The sequence below is a fragment of the Gordonia sp. CPCC 206044 genome (assembly GCF_048537895.1).
In the GTDB taxonomy this organism is placed as follows: domain Bacteria; phylum Actinomycetota; class Actinomycetes; order Mycobacteriales; family Mycobacteriaceae; genus Gordonia.
In genome coordinates this window covers 38,910-53,879 of the sequence record NZ_JBCLVL010000021.1, presented here as the reverse complement: position 1 = coordinate 53,879, position 14,970 = coordinate 38,910, and the positions used below count along the sequence as shown (strand labels likewise).

The following is a 14,970-nucleotide window of genomic DNA, read 5'->3' as shown; positions in this document are numbered from 1 at the left end:
GTCATGTGATGAGGCTCCGCTCGGATGAGTTCCCATGAGTTCCCATCGGTTCCCGGAACCGGTTCCCGGTTCCGGTTCCCTATAGGGAGGGAACCGGGAACCGAACCGGAAAACCGAGGTCATCAGTTCCCGGTCTGGGAACCGATCTCGACCGCTTTGAAACCGCACGAGCCCTTCCTTTCTCCGAGGACTTTCTCGAGCCGTCCCTGAATCGCGAGCACCTCTATCGCGTCGAGGACGTCTTGCTTGCGTGCCTTGCCGTCAGCAGCCTTGAACGCCGCATAGGCTTCGGCCTTCGACGTCGCCACACCGCCCGGCAAGCCGGCGATCGCCTCATAGATCTGTTCACCGAGCACGTCCTCGCGGGCCGTCGCGGGGATCGCCTCATCAGCCTTCGGCGCATAGAAGCCCACGGAGAATCCGTCGTCGGTCGCATCGACGACGAACGTGCCCATCCAGGTGCGGCCGGGTGTCTTCGACGGCTTGCCGTGCTTGCGGAGATGCCCGGGCCGGTCCTTCGTAACGAACACCAGCGACCGGCCACGCATGTCACGGCCGAATGGCTCTTTGTTCTCGAGGATGAACCGGGCACCGTCGACGGCAGCACCCTTGTGCACGGTGCCGTAGGCGTCACGGCGACTGCCGTCAGCGCCCATCGGCATGTGGTCGCAGTGCAGCACCGTCGCGCCCATCTTGATGAACGGCGTGATCACGCGCCGCCGGAACTCCGACCAACCCTCGACGTCCTTGGTCGCCGCGCCGTGCATCGCCATTCCTTCGTTGACGCCATCGGCGATGACCAGGGCCGGACCGGTCGTGAGGAGCGCGGCACGTGAGTCGGGGTCGATACCGCGGTCCGGTGCCACGAACAGCAACCGCGATGCGATGAGTTCCGGTGGCACACCGAACAGTTGGAGCCGTTCGATCGTCGATGCCGGATCGGATTCTTCGAAGTGGATGTAGATCACGGTGTGCTGCAGCTGCAGCTCGATCGCGACGCACGCCAACGCGAACCATGTCTTGCCGGATTCAGTTTCGCCGAGGACGGCGTGCTCACGGCCGGGGTAGAGCATGCGCAGGTCGTCGGAACGTAGGACACCCTGGGTTGGCTCGATCGGTGTGACTTCACCACGCAGGTAGGGCCCGAGATCGAGGGGGTGCCAGGTGGATTGCTCGACCAGTTGTTCGTCGGGCGGCTCGTCGGGCACGTCGACGTATGGGTCTGCGCCGTTGATCTGAGTCATCGTGGGTCACCTCGCACGACGGCGAGCCGGTCTCGCAGCGAGCGCACCGCGGCACCTTCTCGGAGAAGCAGCGCCCACAGATCGTCCTCACAGGCATCGGCTGCCCCGGTGACGAGTGCTTCACCTGCGGCCCGCAGTCGTGCCCGAAACAGGTCCGAAAGGACTGCGGAGGCATACTCGGGCAACAGTTCTGGGAGTTGTTGCGGGTTGCCGGCGGCGTCGATCATGCGTGTGCGGACGAGGTCACCGTGGTGGCCGTGGTAGGCGCCGCGGCGCAGCAACTCGGCGTTGACGACGTCGGCGGTCGGGGGTGTGCCGACGATGGCGAGCTCGGCGACCACCCGGAGCGCGGTCGCGGTCGCTGCGTCGAGCAGCTCGACGTCGTCGGGCCGGCACGCTGACAGGACCTCGACGACCTGGCGGGGCGGGGCCGCCATCGCCGCCGACAGCAGGATGGTGAGGGTGCTCTGGCTACTCATTGGAGACCTGCGCGGCCTGCTCGTCGAGCGTCTCCCTGTCGATGCCGATGACGAACGTCTCCCAACTCCGCATGTCGCCGAATCCGCCAGGCGGCACCGACTCACCGCCTTTGCTGAGCAGGTAGCCGTCGATCAGCGACGTCGACGGCTGCCGTCGACGTAGCTCGGTGAGCAGCCGGAAGGTCCGCACATCGTCGTCGTCACCGAGGCGGACTCCCCGGTCGTGGCAGACGACCGCCACGGCGAGCGGATCGAGCACACTCCGCTCGTACGCGTCGTCGTCCCATCTGCGGTGCAACCGTGAGGCACGCGCGAAGGTCAGGGCTTGGCGTTCGGTGAACTGTGCGGGCATCTCCCGGGCGAGGAGGTCGAAGGTTGGACTGTGCCGTAGCGCGCAGCCGAACGCAGCGAGGAGCCGCAGGTACCCGTCGATGATCTGGTCGCGCCACACCAGGATGGGTTCGAGCTGTCCGAAGGTCGCCATCGTGAGTTCGAGCCAGGGCAGCACCACGTCATCGACCGGTCCGGCTGCGATCACCGGATGTACCGAAATCCCTTGCTGCACTGATGGTGTGGGGTCTCGGTAATGCTTCTTGAACAGGTCGGAGTCGAGGTGGTCGAGGGGTATATCGGCGCCGGGCCGCAGGTCGGTGCGTGCGGGGACCAGTCCGGCGTCGGCCATCCGGTCCCACGCCGCCACGTACCGCAGGATGGTGTTGCGGCTCATGTCGGCGGCGTCGGCGAACTTGGTGGCGGACACTTTCTCGTCGGTCACTGTTGACCGACGAGATCCGCGCTCGAATTGTCCTGCGCCGGGTTCAACACATCGCGCGATGACCTGGGCGAGGTCTCGACGATCTGTCCAGGCCTTGGTGTTGACTGTGCGGGCGTCGGATTCCCAGGCCCTCATCGACAATCACCGCCTGCGATATGCTCATCGTCGAAGCCCCCCGCCAGGTCTTCACTCGCCTGCCCCGGTTGTATTCCCGCCGGGGCGGCGGCGTCTCCGGGGGGATCATCACCGCCGAGATCGCACGCTGGCGTGTGCCGCTTCCTGATTGCCGCCTGGACATGTGGGCGCAGCAACTCAGCGAGGCCTGTGATTTGCTCGTCGGTGAGCGGTGGAAAGTTGGCGAGCTGCCGATCCACCCATGCGTCGATCCGGGCCTGCAGGTCCGTGGCGCTCATCGAGACTCACCGCTCGTCGTCGGCCGCGAACAAGGCGTCCTCAACCTCGGCCAAGTTGTATCGAATCAATCGCGGCCCGACGCGCCTGCCTGCGATGAGGCCTGCAGCCTCCCATCGGCGCACGGTTGTCACCGAGACGTTGAAATGCTGCGCGATGTCGGCTGCCGTCTCCTTGTAGCCGCCGCTCGACGAGCGGGGCGGCACGTTGCGTGGTGGGGCTACCCTGGCCATCGGAAACTCCCTCCGTGAGTTTTCGTTCAGCGGCGACCGGGAGTTCATTGGCGTGAGCCCGGTCGCCGCGTCATCTGCGATGAACTTTTGCGTTCACGCACATCCACAGGGGTACAGAGGATTTCACGTTCCGTCTACAGGGCCGATGACACACCACTAGCGCCAGGTTTGCCGAAGCCATGTCCGCAATGCGGAAGCTCTGATCACTGACGGTCAGTACAGGGCAACCGGAGAGATTTTCAGCCATCCCAACGGGATTCGATTGTTTGCCGAAACCAACATGAGAATTGGTGACGCACCATCGGCGTGTCGCTCAGCCGGGCGTGTCGCGCAAGGCCGACTCGATCCGCACGCTGTCCGGGTCAAAGCCAGGCCCTTTCCTCGCACGATCGATCACGACCCGCATGCGTAACATCTCGATTACCGCGCGCCGTTGCGCAATCGACATCCCATCCCAGCTAGCCGTTGCCGTCTCGCCCATCAGCGGCCGCAGAACATCGAGATCGATCGCTGCCACTGATTCGCGTCGACGCTGCTCAGCTTCATCGAGTCCCGGCCGCAATCGCTCGGTGATCCGCCGGAGCTGTCCGGCGTCGATCGCGCCCTGCGCGAACAAGTCGGCAGCCTCGTCGAGTTGCCGTCGCAGCCGATCCACACGATCCGCCCACTCCCGCGTCTCGACGTCGTCGCCGAATAGCCAATTGAGCTCCGACTTGGACAGCAGAGCGATCACGAACTGGCGCGCGAGTTCGTCCACTGCGGACTCCGATCGACCCACACACCCTTTGCCGTCGCACACGTACAGATCCAGCGGCCGCCCATACCGGCCCCGTTTGGTCACCGCACGGAGCATCGATCCGCATACACCGCACTCCCCGATCCCCCACGAGAGCAAGTGTCGGCGAGCGCCCGGTCGGCGGGCACCGTTGGAACGACGAGACGGATCGGTCAGCTTCGCTACGAGCTTCTCGTACTTGGCGCGGTCGACGATCGCAGGCCAGCATCCGGCGAACCGCTCTTCGTCCTCGCGGCCGCGGTGATGCACTCGGACCGCGATGTTCGACTCTCGCAACACGAGTTTCTTCAGCGCCGTTTTGCCCCAGGCCGCAGAGTTCGGCGCGGGTTCACCGCGTCGGTTCAGACTGTCGGTGACGCCACGGAGTGTCTCTCCCGCGAGTAGTCGGTCGACGACTTCGCGGACGACGACGGCCTGTTCGGGGTTCTCCACCCACTTGGCGGTCGCGCCGGTCCCCCGCTTGGTCCATCCGTATCCGAGAGTCCCCGACGGCCGGCCATCTCGCGCCCGACGGTCAGCAGCTGCCGAGACCCGCTCAGATTTGATCTCGCTCTCCCACGTCGCCAGTGAGCCCTGGATGTCGGCCCACGATCGGCCCGCGGCCGTGGACAAGTCGTAGTCGCCGCCCTGCGTCTCGGTCACGTTCACGCGGTTGCGATGGAAGTCGTCGATGAACTCGGCGCGCTCTCGCCGGTTCCTCGTCATCCTGGTGACTTGGTAGACGACGACGCGGTCGATCTCGCGTCGCCGCGCGAGCGTCAGGACCTTCTCGTAGCCCGGCCGCTGGGCACCACGGAAAGCGCTGATGTCGTTGTCGGAGTGCTCGGCGACGATCTGGTAGCCGCGTTGGTCGGCGAGTTTCCGAGCGGACTCGAGTTGCGTGTTCACGCCGACGGCTCTGCCGCTGGAGTCCTGACTGATGCGCGCGTAGAGCGCCACTCGCTCCCCGTTCCGAGTATTCACCGTTACGATCCTACCGGGTTCCCCGGCGGAGTCGGCAAGACGTGGCAGCCGGGTGACTTCGAGAAGCTCTACGCCGACGTGACCAGCAAGGTCTTCGACCGCTACGACGACTCGACGGTCGTCTACCCGGGCCACGGCAAGGACACCACGCTGGGCACCGAGCGTCCCGCGCTCCCGGAGTGGCGCACACGCGGCTGGTGAACTCTTGTCGAAATGGTCCCCCGGCGGTCGCGCCGAGGGGATATCCCCTGGTTAACGCACCGGGGGGACGATTTCGGCGGATCGACGACAGCCGGCAGGTACCTGCGATCGTCGGCCGTGGCCGGTAGCCTCGATGAAGTTCACTGCTCGAGACAACGGGGGTGAACACACGAGTCCTGTCACGAGGAGGCCGTCGATGTTGATCCGCCGAATTGCCCGACCCATGCTCGCCAGTGTCTTCATCTCCGCCGGCATCGATGCCGTGCGCGATCCGAAGCCGAAGGCCGACATCGCCCAGGAGTTCGTCGACAAATCCGTCGACACGCTGCCGGACACCGTGACGGACAAGGTCCCGACGGAGGCCGAGACCCTCGTCCGGATCAACGGCGCGGTACAGATCGGTGCCGGGACATTGCTCGCGGTCGGCAAGTTCCCGCGGGTCGCGTCGGCGGCACTGGCCGGCTCACTCGTCCCGACAACCGTTGCCGGACATTCGTTCTGGAACGAGCCCGATCCGGTGAAGCGCAAGATGCAGCGCACGCAGTTCCTCAAGAACGTGAGTCTGCTGGGCGGTCTGCTCATCGCCGCGGTGGACACCGAGGGCAAACCGTCGCTGGCGTGGCGTGGCCGCGCGAAGGCCGCAGCCGCGGGACAGGCGCTGTCGGCGGCACTCCCGTCGACCGGAGGTGCACAGGACACCGCGTGGGAGTCGGTTCGCGAGCGCTCGCAGGAGGGCGCGCACGCGCTCAGCGAGGGCGCGCACGCTCTCAGTGCACGTTCGGCCGGCGCAGCCGAACTGATCCGACAACGCGCTCCCGAACTGGCCGAGGCCGCCCGCGAACGATCCACCGAGGCCGCCGAGCTGATCCGACAACGCGCTCCGGAACTCGCCGAGGCCGCGCGGGAACGTTCCACCGAGGTCGCCGATGTGATCCGCCAACGCGCACCCGAGGTCGCCGACGAACTGGCGAGCCTCGCGACCACCGCACGCGAGGATGTCACCTCCCTGGCCGCCACCGCCCGGGAGAAGGCACACGAGGGTGCCCAGGAAGGCCGACGACGCGCCCGAAAGGCCCGCTCATAGCCACACCGCCTGCCACCGTTCCGGGACGACCACCCAGCATCGACCCGACGGTGTTCCCTGCCCACGACTATCCGTGGACATCACCGCATCGCCGTCAACAGACCGACCTGCATCCCGACCGCCTCGACGGGCGCCGCCTCGTCGTCGCGGTCGGGTCCAACGCGTCACCCGCAGTCCTGCGGGCCAAGCTCTCCGGCGATCCGGCAGCCATGCCACCGCTGATGGCGGTCGCGATCTCCGGACTGGCGGTGGGGTACTCGGCACATGTGTCGCGACGCGGTTATGTCCCGGCCGCTCCGTATCGTGCTCCGGGTGCCCGATTGTCCACGGTGGGCGCCTGGTTGAACGACCGGGAGACCACCGCTCTCGACCGCACCGAACCGAACTACGATCGGATGGTGCTCTCCACCGCCCACCACCCGGTCGCCGCAGCCGTTGCGCCCGAGACATTCTCCCTGTATGTGTCCCGCCACGGCGTGCTCGCCGACCCGAGAACGGCCACTCCGGTGCCGTTCGGGACGCAGCAGGAGATCATCGACTGGCTCGAGACACACCTGCGCGATCCGGGTCTGTCCGGAACCGCGACCGCGGTCTGTGCACGACTCGCCGACCGCGACGTCGGCCGTCGGGTGACCGAGGCCATCCGCACCACCCGCCTGTCCACGGACTCGCGGATCACCACGACGAAGCACGACCGAGAAGGCTTGACGCAGCAGTGAGTACAGACATCCACGCAGACGAACGGGTGGTCGAGGAACAGGCCCATCTCGACCTCGTCTACGCACGACTGGACCGCATGCGGGCCAACACCGAACGTCGTTTGTCGTCGACGCTGCGGGAGACCGGCGGCACCCCGCAAGCACGCTCGGAACGTGAGTCGTACGAACGCATGTACACCGACGACCTCACCAAATTCGATGCGGCCGAGCACAACCTGTACTTCGGCCGACTCGATCTCGACGACGGCGAGGTCCGCCGGATCGGCCGCATCGGCGTCCTCGACGACGACGCCACCGACACCACACTGTTGCTGGACTGGCGGGCACCACTGTCGCGCCCCTTCTATCTGGCGACACCCGCGGCCCCCGAGGACGTCGACCGTAGGCGCCACATCCGCACCCGCAGCCGCCACGTCCGGGCGGTGAACGACGAGTTCCTCACCCTCGGCGACGCATCCCCCGACGACGTCGGGCACGGCGACGTGGTGAACGAGAACGCCCTCGTCGCCGCGCTCAACGCAGCGCGTACCGGTGAGATGACCGACATCGTCGAGACGATCCAGCGCGAGCAGGACCTCATCATCCGCTCGGCGCATCGCGGCGTCACGGTGATCCAGGGTGGCCCGGGGACCGGCAAGACCGCTGTCGCCCTGCACCGAGCCGCATATCTGCTCTACACCCATCGGGACATCTTGTCGCGCAGCGGCATCCTGATCATCGGGCCGAACGACGACTTCCTGACCTACATCGGACAGGTCCTGCCATCGCTGGGTGAATCCGGGGTGTTGTTGTCCACCATCGGAAACCTCTATCCGGGCGTCCACGCGACGGCTGAGGAGTCGCGCGCCACGGCCGCCATCAAGGGCAGCCTGCGCATGGTCGACGTCCTGAAACGTGCGGTACGTGCCCGCGAGTCGTTGCCGACCAAACCGGTCCCGGTGGATTTCGACACCTACCAGGTCACCATCGACTCCGCGCTGATCAAGGCGGCCCGCACCAAGGCCCGAGGTTCCCGGCGGGCACACAATCTCGCGCAACGTGCGTTCCTGCGTGCTGCACTCGACGGACTCGCGCAGGCACATGCCCGGTCTATCGGATCGAGCCTGCTCGACGGTTCACAGCTGCTCAGCGCCAACGACATCGCCGACATCCGCGACGAGATGAGCCATGACGCGGACATCCGGCGCGCCCTGTTGCAGTACTGGCCGACCCTGACTCCACAGACGCTGTTGCGTGAACTCTTCGCCGATCCGACCGCCATCCGCAAGGCGACGCCGGGATGGTCGGAGGCCGACCGCGATGCCCTGCAACGGGATCCGATCGTGTCCGGTGACGACGACCTGACGCCCGCCGACGTCCCGCTGCTCGACGAACTCGCAGAGCTGATCGGCTACGGCACCGACGACGCCGAACGAGCCGAACGCGCCCGCTGGCGACGACAACTCGCCGACGCCCAGGACGCGTTGGACATCCTGACCGGCTCGGCGCCACAGGATCTCGAGGACGAACTGGATCCCGAGATCCTGATGGCCTACGACCTCATCGACGCCGAACAACTCGCCGCCCGCCAGACCGAGACGCAACGTCTGACCACCGCCGAACGTGCACACGGCGACCGGAACTGGGCCTTCGGTCACGTCATCGTCGACGAGGCGCAGGAGTTGTCGGCGATGGCCTGGCGAATGGTGATGCGCCGCATCCCGAATCGGTGGATGACGATCATCGGCGACACCGCACAGACCGGCGATCTGGCCGGCACCCGCTCATGGGACGAGGTGCTCTCTCCCTACGTCGCACAACGTTGGCAGCTGCGGCAACTGACGGTCAACTATCGCACCCCGGCCGAGATCATGGTCTACGCCACTCGTGTCCTCGCTCGGATCGGCGCAGAACAGGACGCACCGACGTCGCTGCGCAGCAACGGCTTCGAACCGCTCGCCATAGGGTCGGATGTCCGGGAGCGTGCGCGCACGGCGTTCGCGACCGCCGAACGTCCCGAACTCACCGGGCTGACCGCGATCATCGTGCCCGACCGATTGCACGACGACTTCGTCACCGCTGCCAAAGAGTTCGATTCCTCGCCAAGGGTTCTCACGGTAGGTGCCTGCAAGGGGCTGGAATTCGACAACATCGTCGTGGTGGAGCCGTCACAGATCGTCGACCAGTCGCCACGGGGATACAGCGATCTGTACGTCGCCTTGACTCGCGCCACCCAACGGCTGTTCGTGGTGCACGCCGAGGAGCTGCCGGAAGAGTTGGGCGACATGACGCAGGCCGCCCCCGACTCCTGAACGGTGTCGGGGGCGGCCTGGCGGTCGAGCGATCCTAGGTGGTGTGGACGATCAGCACGTCGCATGCGGACTTTCGCGCGACGTCGGCGGGCACCGAGCCGAGCAGGCGGCCCGCGATCGAGTTGAGGCCCCGGTTACCGACCACCAGGAGATCGGCCTTGACGTCGGTGACTAGTTGCAGCAGCGCGTCGACCGGAGCGCCCTTCACCGAGCGCAGATCGATCGAACCGGCGCCGGATTTGGCGGCACGCTCGCGAGCGGTGCGCAGGATCTCCTCGGTCGGCGACGAACCGGTGATCTGATAGGCCTCGTCCTTGAGGACGTCGGCGGCTCCCCCGGCTTCCCGCTCGTTGGGGAAGTATGCGCACGCGACCACCAGAGTGGCCTTGTCCCCCGCCAGTGCCCCCGCACGATCGACGGCCCGCAGCGATGACTCGGAGCCATCGGTGCCGACGACGATCGTCTGATATGCGCTCATTCGGAAAAACCTCCACGGTCCGCGGTGCCTCGCTCGGTCACGAAGCAGATGTCATCCCCACACTGTAGAACCCCTGTCCCGGGAGAGTAGTTGGCGGAGTGTCCCTTTGTCCGCCGTTCGTGGGGATGAGCACATTTACTTGATCCCCGCGGCGTCCATCCCGCGAAGTTCTTTCTTCAGGTCGGCGATCTCGTCTCGCAGGCGTCCGGCCAGCTCGAACTGGAGATCCCGTGCCGCGGCCATCATCTGGTCGGTCAACTGAGCGACCAGATCGGCCAGCTCGGCACGCGGCATCGACGATGTGTCACGGTGCTCGATGACGCCTGCACTGCCCGCCTTCTTGGACACCTCGCCCTGGGCGCGTCGGCCACGACTCGCGTTACGGCCGGAACCGCCGATCGCCACCTCGTCCTCGGCTTCGCGATACACCTGATCGAGGATGTCGGCGATCTTCTTGCGCAACGGTTTCGGATCGATACCGCGTTCTTGGTTGTATTCGATCTGCTTGGCACGGCGCCGTTCGGTCTCGTCGATCGCGTTGCGCATCGAATCGGTGATGGTGTCGGCGTACATGTGCACCTGACCGGACACGTTACGGGCGGCGCGACCGATGGTCTGGATGAGTGATGTGGTGGAGCGGAGGAATCCTTCCTTGTCCGCGTCGAGGATCGCCACCAGAGAGACCTCCGGCAGGTCCAGCCCCTCTCGCAACAGGTTGATCCCAACCAGCACGTCGTACTCGCCGGTGCGCAACTGGCGCAACAGTTCCACGCGACGCAAGGTGTCCACCTCCGAGTGCAGATACCGCACCCGGATGCCCAGTTCCAGAAGATAGTCGGTGAGATCCTCGGCCATCTTCTTGGTCAGCGTCGTCACCAACACGCGTTCGTCGCGGTCGGTCCGCTCGCGGATCTCGTGCACCAGATCGTCGATCTGCCCCTTGGTGGGTTTGACGATCACCTCCGGGTCGACGAGCCCCGTCGGACGGATGACCTGTTCCACGAACTCGCCGTTGGCCTGACCGAGTTCGTACGGGCCGGGCGTCGCCGACAGATACACCGTCTGACCGATGCGGTCGACGAACTCGTCCCAGGTGAGCGGACGGTTGTCGACGGCTGACGGGAGCCGGAATCCGTAGTCGACGAGATTGCGTTTACGCGACATGTCGCCTTCGTACATGCCGCCGATCTGCGGCACCGTCACGTGCGACTCGTCGATGACGAGCAGGAAATCGTCCGGGAAATAGTCGATCAGCGTTGCCGGCGCGCTCCCGGCGGGACGACCGTCGATGTGTCGCGAGTAATTCTCGATACCCGAGCAGAAACCGACCTGTCGCATCATCTCCAGGTCGTAGCTCGTGCGCATGCGCAACCGCTGCGCTTCCAGCAGTTTGCCCTTGCCCTCGAGATCGGCCAGACGCTGCTCGAGTTCTTGCTCGATGCTCTGCATCGCCTTCTCCATGCGCTCGGGCCCGGCGACGTAATGGGTGGCCGGGAAGATGCGCAACGAATCGACCTGCCGCACAACGTCACCGGTCAGCGGGTGCAGGTAGTACAGCGCCTCCACCTCGTCGCCGAAGAACTCGATCCGTACCGCCAGTTCCTCGTAGGACGGGATGATCTCGACCGTGTCGCCGCGGACGCGGAAGCTGCCGCGGGTGAACGACAGGTCGTTGCGCGTGTACTGCACGTCGACGAGCAGACGCAGCAGGGCGTCGCGGTCGACCTCCTCGCCCACGGCCACCTCGACCGACCGGTCCAGGTAGGACTGCGGCGTACCGAGACCGTAGATGCAGGAGACCGACGCGACCACCACGACGTCTCGCCGCGACAGCAGGCTCGAGGTGGCCGAGTGGCGCAACCGCTCGACGTCGTCGTTGATCGACGAGTCCTTCTCGATGTAGGTGTCGGTCTGCGCGATGTACGCCTCGGGTTGGTAGTAGTCGTAGTACGACACGAAGTACTCGACCGAATTGTTGGGCAGCATGTCGCGCAGCTCGTTGGCCAGCTGCGCAGCGAGCGTCTTGTTCGGTGCCATCACCAAGGTTGGTCGCTGCACCCGCTCGATCAACCACGCCGTGGTCGCCGACTTGCCGGTACCGGTGGCGCCGAGCAGGACGATGTCCTTCTCCCCTGCCCTGATGCGACGCTCGAGGTCGTCGATGGCCGCGGGCTGGTCACCGGCAGGCTCGTACTCGCTGACGACGTCGAAATGCCCCTCGATCCGTTCGATGTCACCGATCGGACGGAACTCCGAGTGCGCGATCACCGGACGTTCTGCTGCAAAAGCCATGACACGAGGGTAAACGCGCCGTCTGACAGATGTGTTCCGTCCGCGCGGTGAGCTCCTGACCTGCGGGTTAGGGTGAGGCCATGCCAGCCGATCTGCATCCGCCCAAGCGCGAGGTGTTCGACGTCCCCGCGATGACCAACACCGACAACAAGGGCTTCCTGCGGCCGGTCGAGCGCTACGAAGTCACCGCGCACGGCCTGTACATGTCCCGGCCCGCAGATCATCCGCGGTTCTTCCACCTCGAGTCGTGGTTGCTGCCGGATCTGGGGCTGCGTGCGAACATCTTCCACTTCGTCGCCGGCCACCGGTCCGGACAGCGCCTCTACCTCGACGTGGGACGGTTCACCGGGCCGGATGCCGACGGCAAATGGTTCGCCGAGGACTGGTACCTCGATCTCGTCGACGTCCCCGGCCGTCCCCTCGAACTCGTCGACATCGACGAATTGTTCGAGGCGCACCGCGCGGGCCTGCTGGACACCTCAACCTGCGAGGAAGCAGTGCAGATCGCGACCCGCGCGCTGGTCGGAGCCGCCGAGCACGGTCACGATGTGCAGACGTGGTTAGACGCCGCCGTCGGGGCCACGGTGTTCTTCCGGGACCGCCCGACGGGCTGAGCGGTCAGTAGATCGGTACGACGAAGCAGGCGCCGCTACGGATGAAATCCGGGAACTGGACGCCCGTACCGACGTTGACGGCCCTCGTCTTGGTCACCCCGTCGAGCGTCGCGCTCAGCATGTATCGGCCCGGCGCGGTGGGCCGCCACTTGGGTTTCACGACGGAGGTGGTGGGCTTCGCGTCGTAGATCGTCACCGATCGACCACCCACCGACGACGTCACCTTCAGGTTGGACGTGGCCGTCTTGGGATTGTCGACGACGACGTCGAGCTCGTAGGTGCACCCTGCGCCGTACACGTCGTAGTTGGTCGACCCATTCGACGACCCGTACCCGGCAGGCGTCCCGATGGCCACCCCGCGCAGCGCGGCGTCGGCCGGCGCCGCGAATGTCGCACCCGCGGCCCCGACGGCCGCGAATGTGATGACTGCGCAAGCGAACCTGGCGCGCGTACGGTGACCTTGAATCATGGTGTGCTCCACTCTCGACGACCTCGATGTCCATCGCCCCCGACAGGGCGTGGAGCAAGGCTAACAACCTCGTCGGCCATCGCGGAGCAATTTGGTTACATCTGTAATCAGTTAGGGAGGAAGTCGTGATCGAAGTGATCCGAAGGTCCGTCGTCGCCGCACGCCCGGACGAGGTGTGGGAGCGCGTGGTGACTCCCGAGGGCATCAACGACGAGCTGATGCCGTACATGCGGATGATGCTGCCGCGCCGACATCGGGGCATCACCGTCGCCGACGTCACGCCGGGTACATCGCTCGGGCGGGTGTGGATCTTCTATCTGGGCGTGCTGCCGCTCGACTGGGACCGGATGACCATCGCCGAACTGGAGCCCGGACGAGGGTTCGTGGAGGTGTCGTCGATGGCGTCAATGCGGATCTGGCGGCACGAACGCACGCTGACCGAACGTGGCACAGACGGCACCGAGGTGATCGATCGACTCCGATTCACGCCTCGACTGCTGCTGCGGCCGGCGTCGCCGCTGCTCGAATGGTTCATCGGCCACCTTTTCGAGCATCGGCATCGGCGCTTGGCTAAATATTTTTCGTAACGGACCGAAAGAATGAAAAACCTGTGCAACGTCAATGCAACATTTGACAAGAAACAAGCCATGAAATAGGCGCGGAAATATTAATGCCGCCATACGCCACGCGGGGCGCCCCGGACCGGAGTCCGAGACGCCCCGCGTGTGATGAACGCGTGTGCGTCAGCCTGTTACGGCAGGACGACGATGCACGAACCCGAGAACGGGAGCTCGACCGAGCCGCTCGGCGGCGTCTGGAAGCCGGTGCCGACGGTGGCCTCAGCCTGCGTCTTCTCGACGGCCGCATCCGACCAGTTGGCCGCGCCCCCCTCAGTCGTTTCCTGGGTGGCCTGGAGGGTGAACTTTCCTGCGCTACCCGGCTCGAACGTGAAGGTGGCCTTGCTACCTGACGGAACCTTATTGGCGTCCGAACCCGGGACAGGGGTCAGCTCGGTCGTCCCGTCCTCTGCGCGAGTTTCCTTGAGTGCCCGGAAGTACACCTTGGCCGAGGGACTCTGGTTGTTGACGGCGACCTCGACATCATACGAACAGCCCGAACCCAGCACGCCCTGCGACGAACCGTACCCGGACGAGGTCGTGATCTTGACTCCGGTCACCGCGGCATTCGCCGGGGCAGCCATCACGAGCCCGGCGGCGCCGACACCCACGAATGCGGCCGCGGCACCGAGAACACGGGTCCGACGGGTCTTGTTTACAGCCATGAACTGTTCTCCCTTGAATATTTGCTGATCTGCACACCGAATAGACCGGCGCGACAGGACAGAGATTAAATGGTGAATCCGGTTTGAGCAACAGCGATTATCGACATCACACATTGATAATTATCACGTGCGAGGTCAGAACCTTTGTCGAACGATGTTTCGATTACAATTCACGAAATCACAATGCATGAACTGCCGGTGTACACACCGAGTCCCACGGTGAGTGGGCTGATCGTCTTGGTGGACTGCCCCTGCTTGACCGTGAGCGTGTAGGTACCGGGGGCGAACGGAATCCAGAAGCCGGTGGCCTTGCCGTCCTGCGGGGCGACCGAGCCGAACTGTGTGTTGTTCGCGGCAAAGGTGACCTGCTCGTCGGTGTCGACGGTGGCGATCACCCCGTATGCGCAGCCTGCGCCGTATCGGGTGTCCAGCGAGCCGAAGAGATTGCTGCTGTCGATCTGCACGTTGGTGATCGCGGCTTCGGCCGGCGCGGCCAGGGCGATCCCTGCCGCCGCGACTCCCGCGAATGCCACTGCGGCGACCGCAGCACGGCTCTGCTTGCGCATATTCATGATTGTTCTCCCTCGACCCGAGCCGTGGTTCACATCGCACCACGTCATGCGGCTTCACGCTAGCAAA

16 protein-coding genes and 1 pseudogene are annotated in these 14,970 nt (G+C 65.4%); 6 read left to right on the top strand and 11 right to left on the bottom strand.

The features are described from left to right. Window positions 1-122: 122 nt before the first annotated feature. From AAFP35_RS24280 to AAFP35_RS24255, 6 genes are all read right to left on the bottom strand, one after another. Entirely contained in the window at window positions 123-1,244 is a 1,122-nt protein-coding gene (locus AAFP35_RS24280) for a hypothetical protein (RefSeq protein WP_419224241.1), read from the bottom strand. After that, entirely contained in the window at window positions 1,241-1,723 is a 483-nt protein-coding gene (locus tag AAFP35_RS24275) for a hypothetical protein (protein WP_419224240.1), read from the bottom strand. The genes AAFP35_RS24280 and AAFP35_RS24275 overlap by 4 nt, the downstream gene beginning before the upstream one ends. Further along, window positions 1,716-2,498, bottom strand: a complete 783-nt coding sequence (locus AAFP35_RS24270; protein WP_419224239.1) for a hypothetical protein — start codon at window positions 2,496-2,498, stop codon at window positions 1,716-1,718. The genes AAFP35_RS24275 and AAFP35_RS24270 overlap by 8 nt, the downstream gene beginning before the upstream one ends. A gap of 131 nt (window positions 2,499-2,629) precedes the next feature. Continuing rightward, window positions 2,630-2,911 carry a hypothetical protein gene (locus AAFP35_RS24265; protein ID WP_419224238.1) on the bottom strand — a complete coding sequence of 94 codons (282 nt, stop codon included), beginning with the start codon at window positions 2,909-2,911 and terminating at the stop codon, window positions 2,630-2,632. A 6-nt stretch (window positions 2,912-2,917) separates the two neighbouring features. Continuing rightward, complete coding sequence (locus AAFP35_RS24260) at window positions 2,918-3,142, bottom strand: hypothetical protein (RefSeq protein ID WP_419224237.1); 225 nt, start codon at window positions 3,140-3,142, stop codon at window positions 2,918-2,920. 313 nt (window positions 3,143-3,455) lie between these two features. Beyond that, window positions 3,456-4,901, bottom strand: coding sequence for a recombinase family protein (locus tag AAFP35_RS24255; protein WP_419224236.1), 1,446 nt, complete (start codon window positions 4,899-4,901; stop codon window positions 3,456-3,458). An 18-nt stretch (window positions 4,902-4,919) separates the two neighbouring features. Here AAFP35_RS24255 and AAFP35_RS24250 point away from each other — a divergent pair. From AAFP35_RS24250 to AAFP35_RS24235, 4 genes and pseudogenes are all read left to right on the top strand, one after another. After that, window positions 4,920-5,102, top strand: a pseudogene (locus AAFP35_RS24250) (MBL fold metallo-hydrolase); the annotation flags it as partial. Window positions 5,103-5,298: 196 nt separating this feature from the next. Continuing rightward, window positions 5,299-6,186 (top strand): DoxX family membrane protein, encoded by an 888-nt coding sequence (locus tag AAFP35_RS24245; RefSeq protein ID WP_419224235.1) that lies wholly within the window; start codon window positions 5,299-5,301, stop codon window positions 6,184-6,186. Window positions 6,187-6,236: 50 nt separating this feature from the next. Next, window positions 6,237-6,905 carry a hypothetical protein gene (locus tag AAFP35_RS24240; RefSeq protein WP_419224234.1) on the top strand — a complete coding sequence of 223 codons (669 nt, stop codon included), beginning with the start codon at window positions 6,237-6,239 and terminating at the stop codon, window positions 6,903-6,905. Next, window positions 6,902-9,196 (top strand): HelD family protein, encoded by a 2,295-nt coding sequence (locus AAFP35_RS24235; protein ID WP_419224233.1) that lies wholly within the window; start codon window positions 6,902-6,904, stop codon window positions 9,194-9,196. Before AAFP35_RS24240 ends, AAFP35_RS24235 begins: the two co-directional genes overlap by 4 nt. A gap of 34 nt (window positions 9,197-9,230) precedes the next feature. Here the strand turns inward: AAFP35_RS24235 and AAFP35_RS24230 are convergent, their stop codons facing one another. Together AAFP35_RS24230 and uvrB are read right to left on the bottom strand one after the other, a co-directional pair. Next, a complete protein-coding gene (locus AAFP35_RS24230) occupies window positions 9,231-9,674 on the bottom strand; it encodes a universal stress protein (RefSeq protein WP_419224232.1) in 444 nt (147 codons plus the stop codon). Window positions 9,675-9,809: 135 nt separating this feature from the next. Further along, the gene (uvrB, locus tag AAFP35_RS24225) at window positions 9,810-11,966 is read right to left on the bottom strand and encodes an excinuclease ABC subunit UvrB (protein WP_419224231.1); all 2,157 of its coding nucleotides are present in this window, start codon (window positions 11,964-11,966) and stop codon (window positions 9,810-9,812) included. Window positions 11,967-12,046: 80 nt separating this feature from the next. Here uvrB and AAFP35_RS24220 point away from each other — a divergent pair, with 80 nt between their 5' ends. Next, entirely contained in the window at window positions 12,047-12,580 is a 534-nt protein-coding gene (locus AAFP35_RS24220; protein ID WP_419224230.1) for a DUF402 domain-containing protein, read from the top strand. A gap of 4 nt (window positions 12,581-12,584) precedes the next feature. Here the strand turns inward: AAFP35_RS24220 and AAFP35_RS24215 are convergent, their stop codons facing one another. Then, window positions 12,585-13,049, bottom strand: a complete 465-nt coding sequence (locus AAFP35_RS24215) for a hypothetical protein (RefSeq protein WP_419224229.1) — start codon at window positions 13,047-13,049, stop codon at window positions 12,585-12,587. A gap of 125 nt (window positions 13,050-13,174) precedes the next feature. Here AAFP35_RS24215 and AAFP35_RS24210 point away from each other — a divergent pair, with 125 nt between their 5' ends. After that, on the top strand, window positions 13,175-13,636 hold the full coding sequence (locus AAFP35_RS24210; RefSeq protein WP_419224228.1) for a hypothetical protein: 462 nt from the start codon (window positions 13,175-13,177) through the stop codon (window positions 13,634-13,636). 164 nt (window positions 13,637-13,800) lie between these two features. On the opposite strand, the gene AAFP35_RS24205 is transcribed toward AAFP35_RS24210, so the two are convergent. Beyond that, complete coding sequence (locus AAFP35_RS24205; protein ID WP_419224227.1) at window positions 13,801-14,331, bottom strand: hypothetical protein; 531 nt, start codon at window positions 14,329-14,331, stop codon at window positions 13,801-13,803. A gap of 170 nt (window positions 14,332-14,501) precedes the next feature. After that, window positions 14,502-14,897, bottom strand: coding sequence for a hypothetical protein (locus AAFP35_RS24200; protein ID WP_419224226.1), 396 nt, complete (start codon window positions 14,895-14,897; stop codon window positions 14,502-14,504). Window positions 14,898-14,970: the final 73 nt, after the last annotated feature.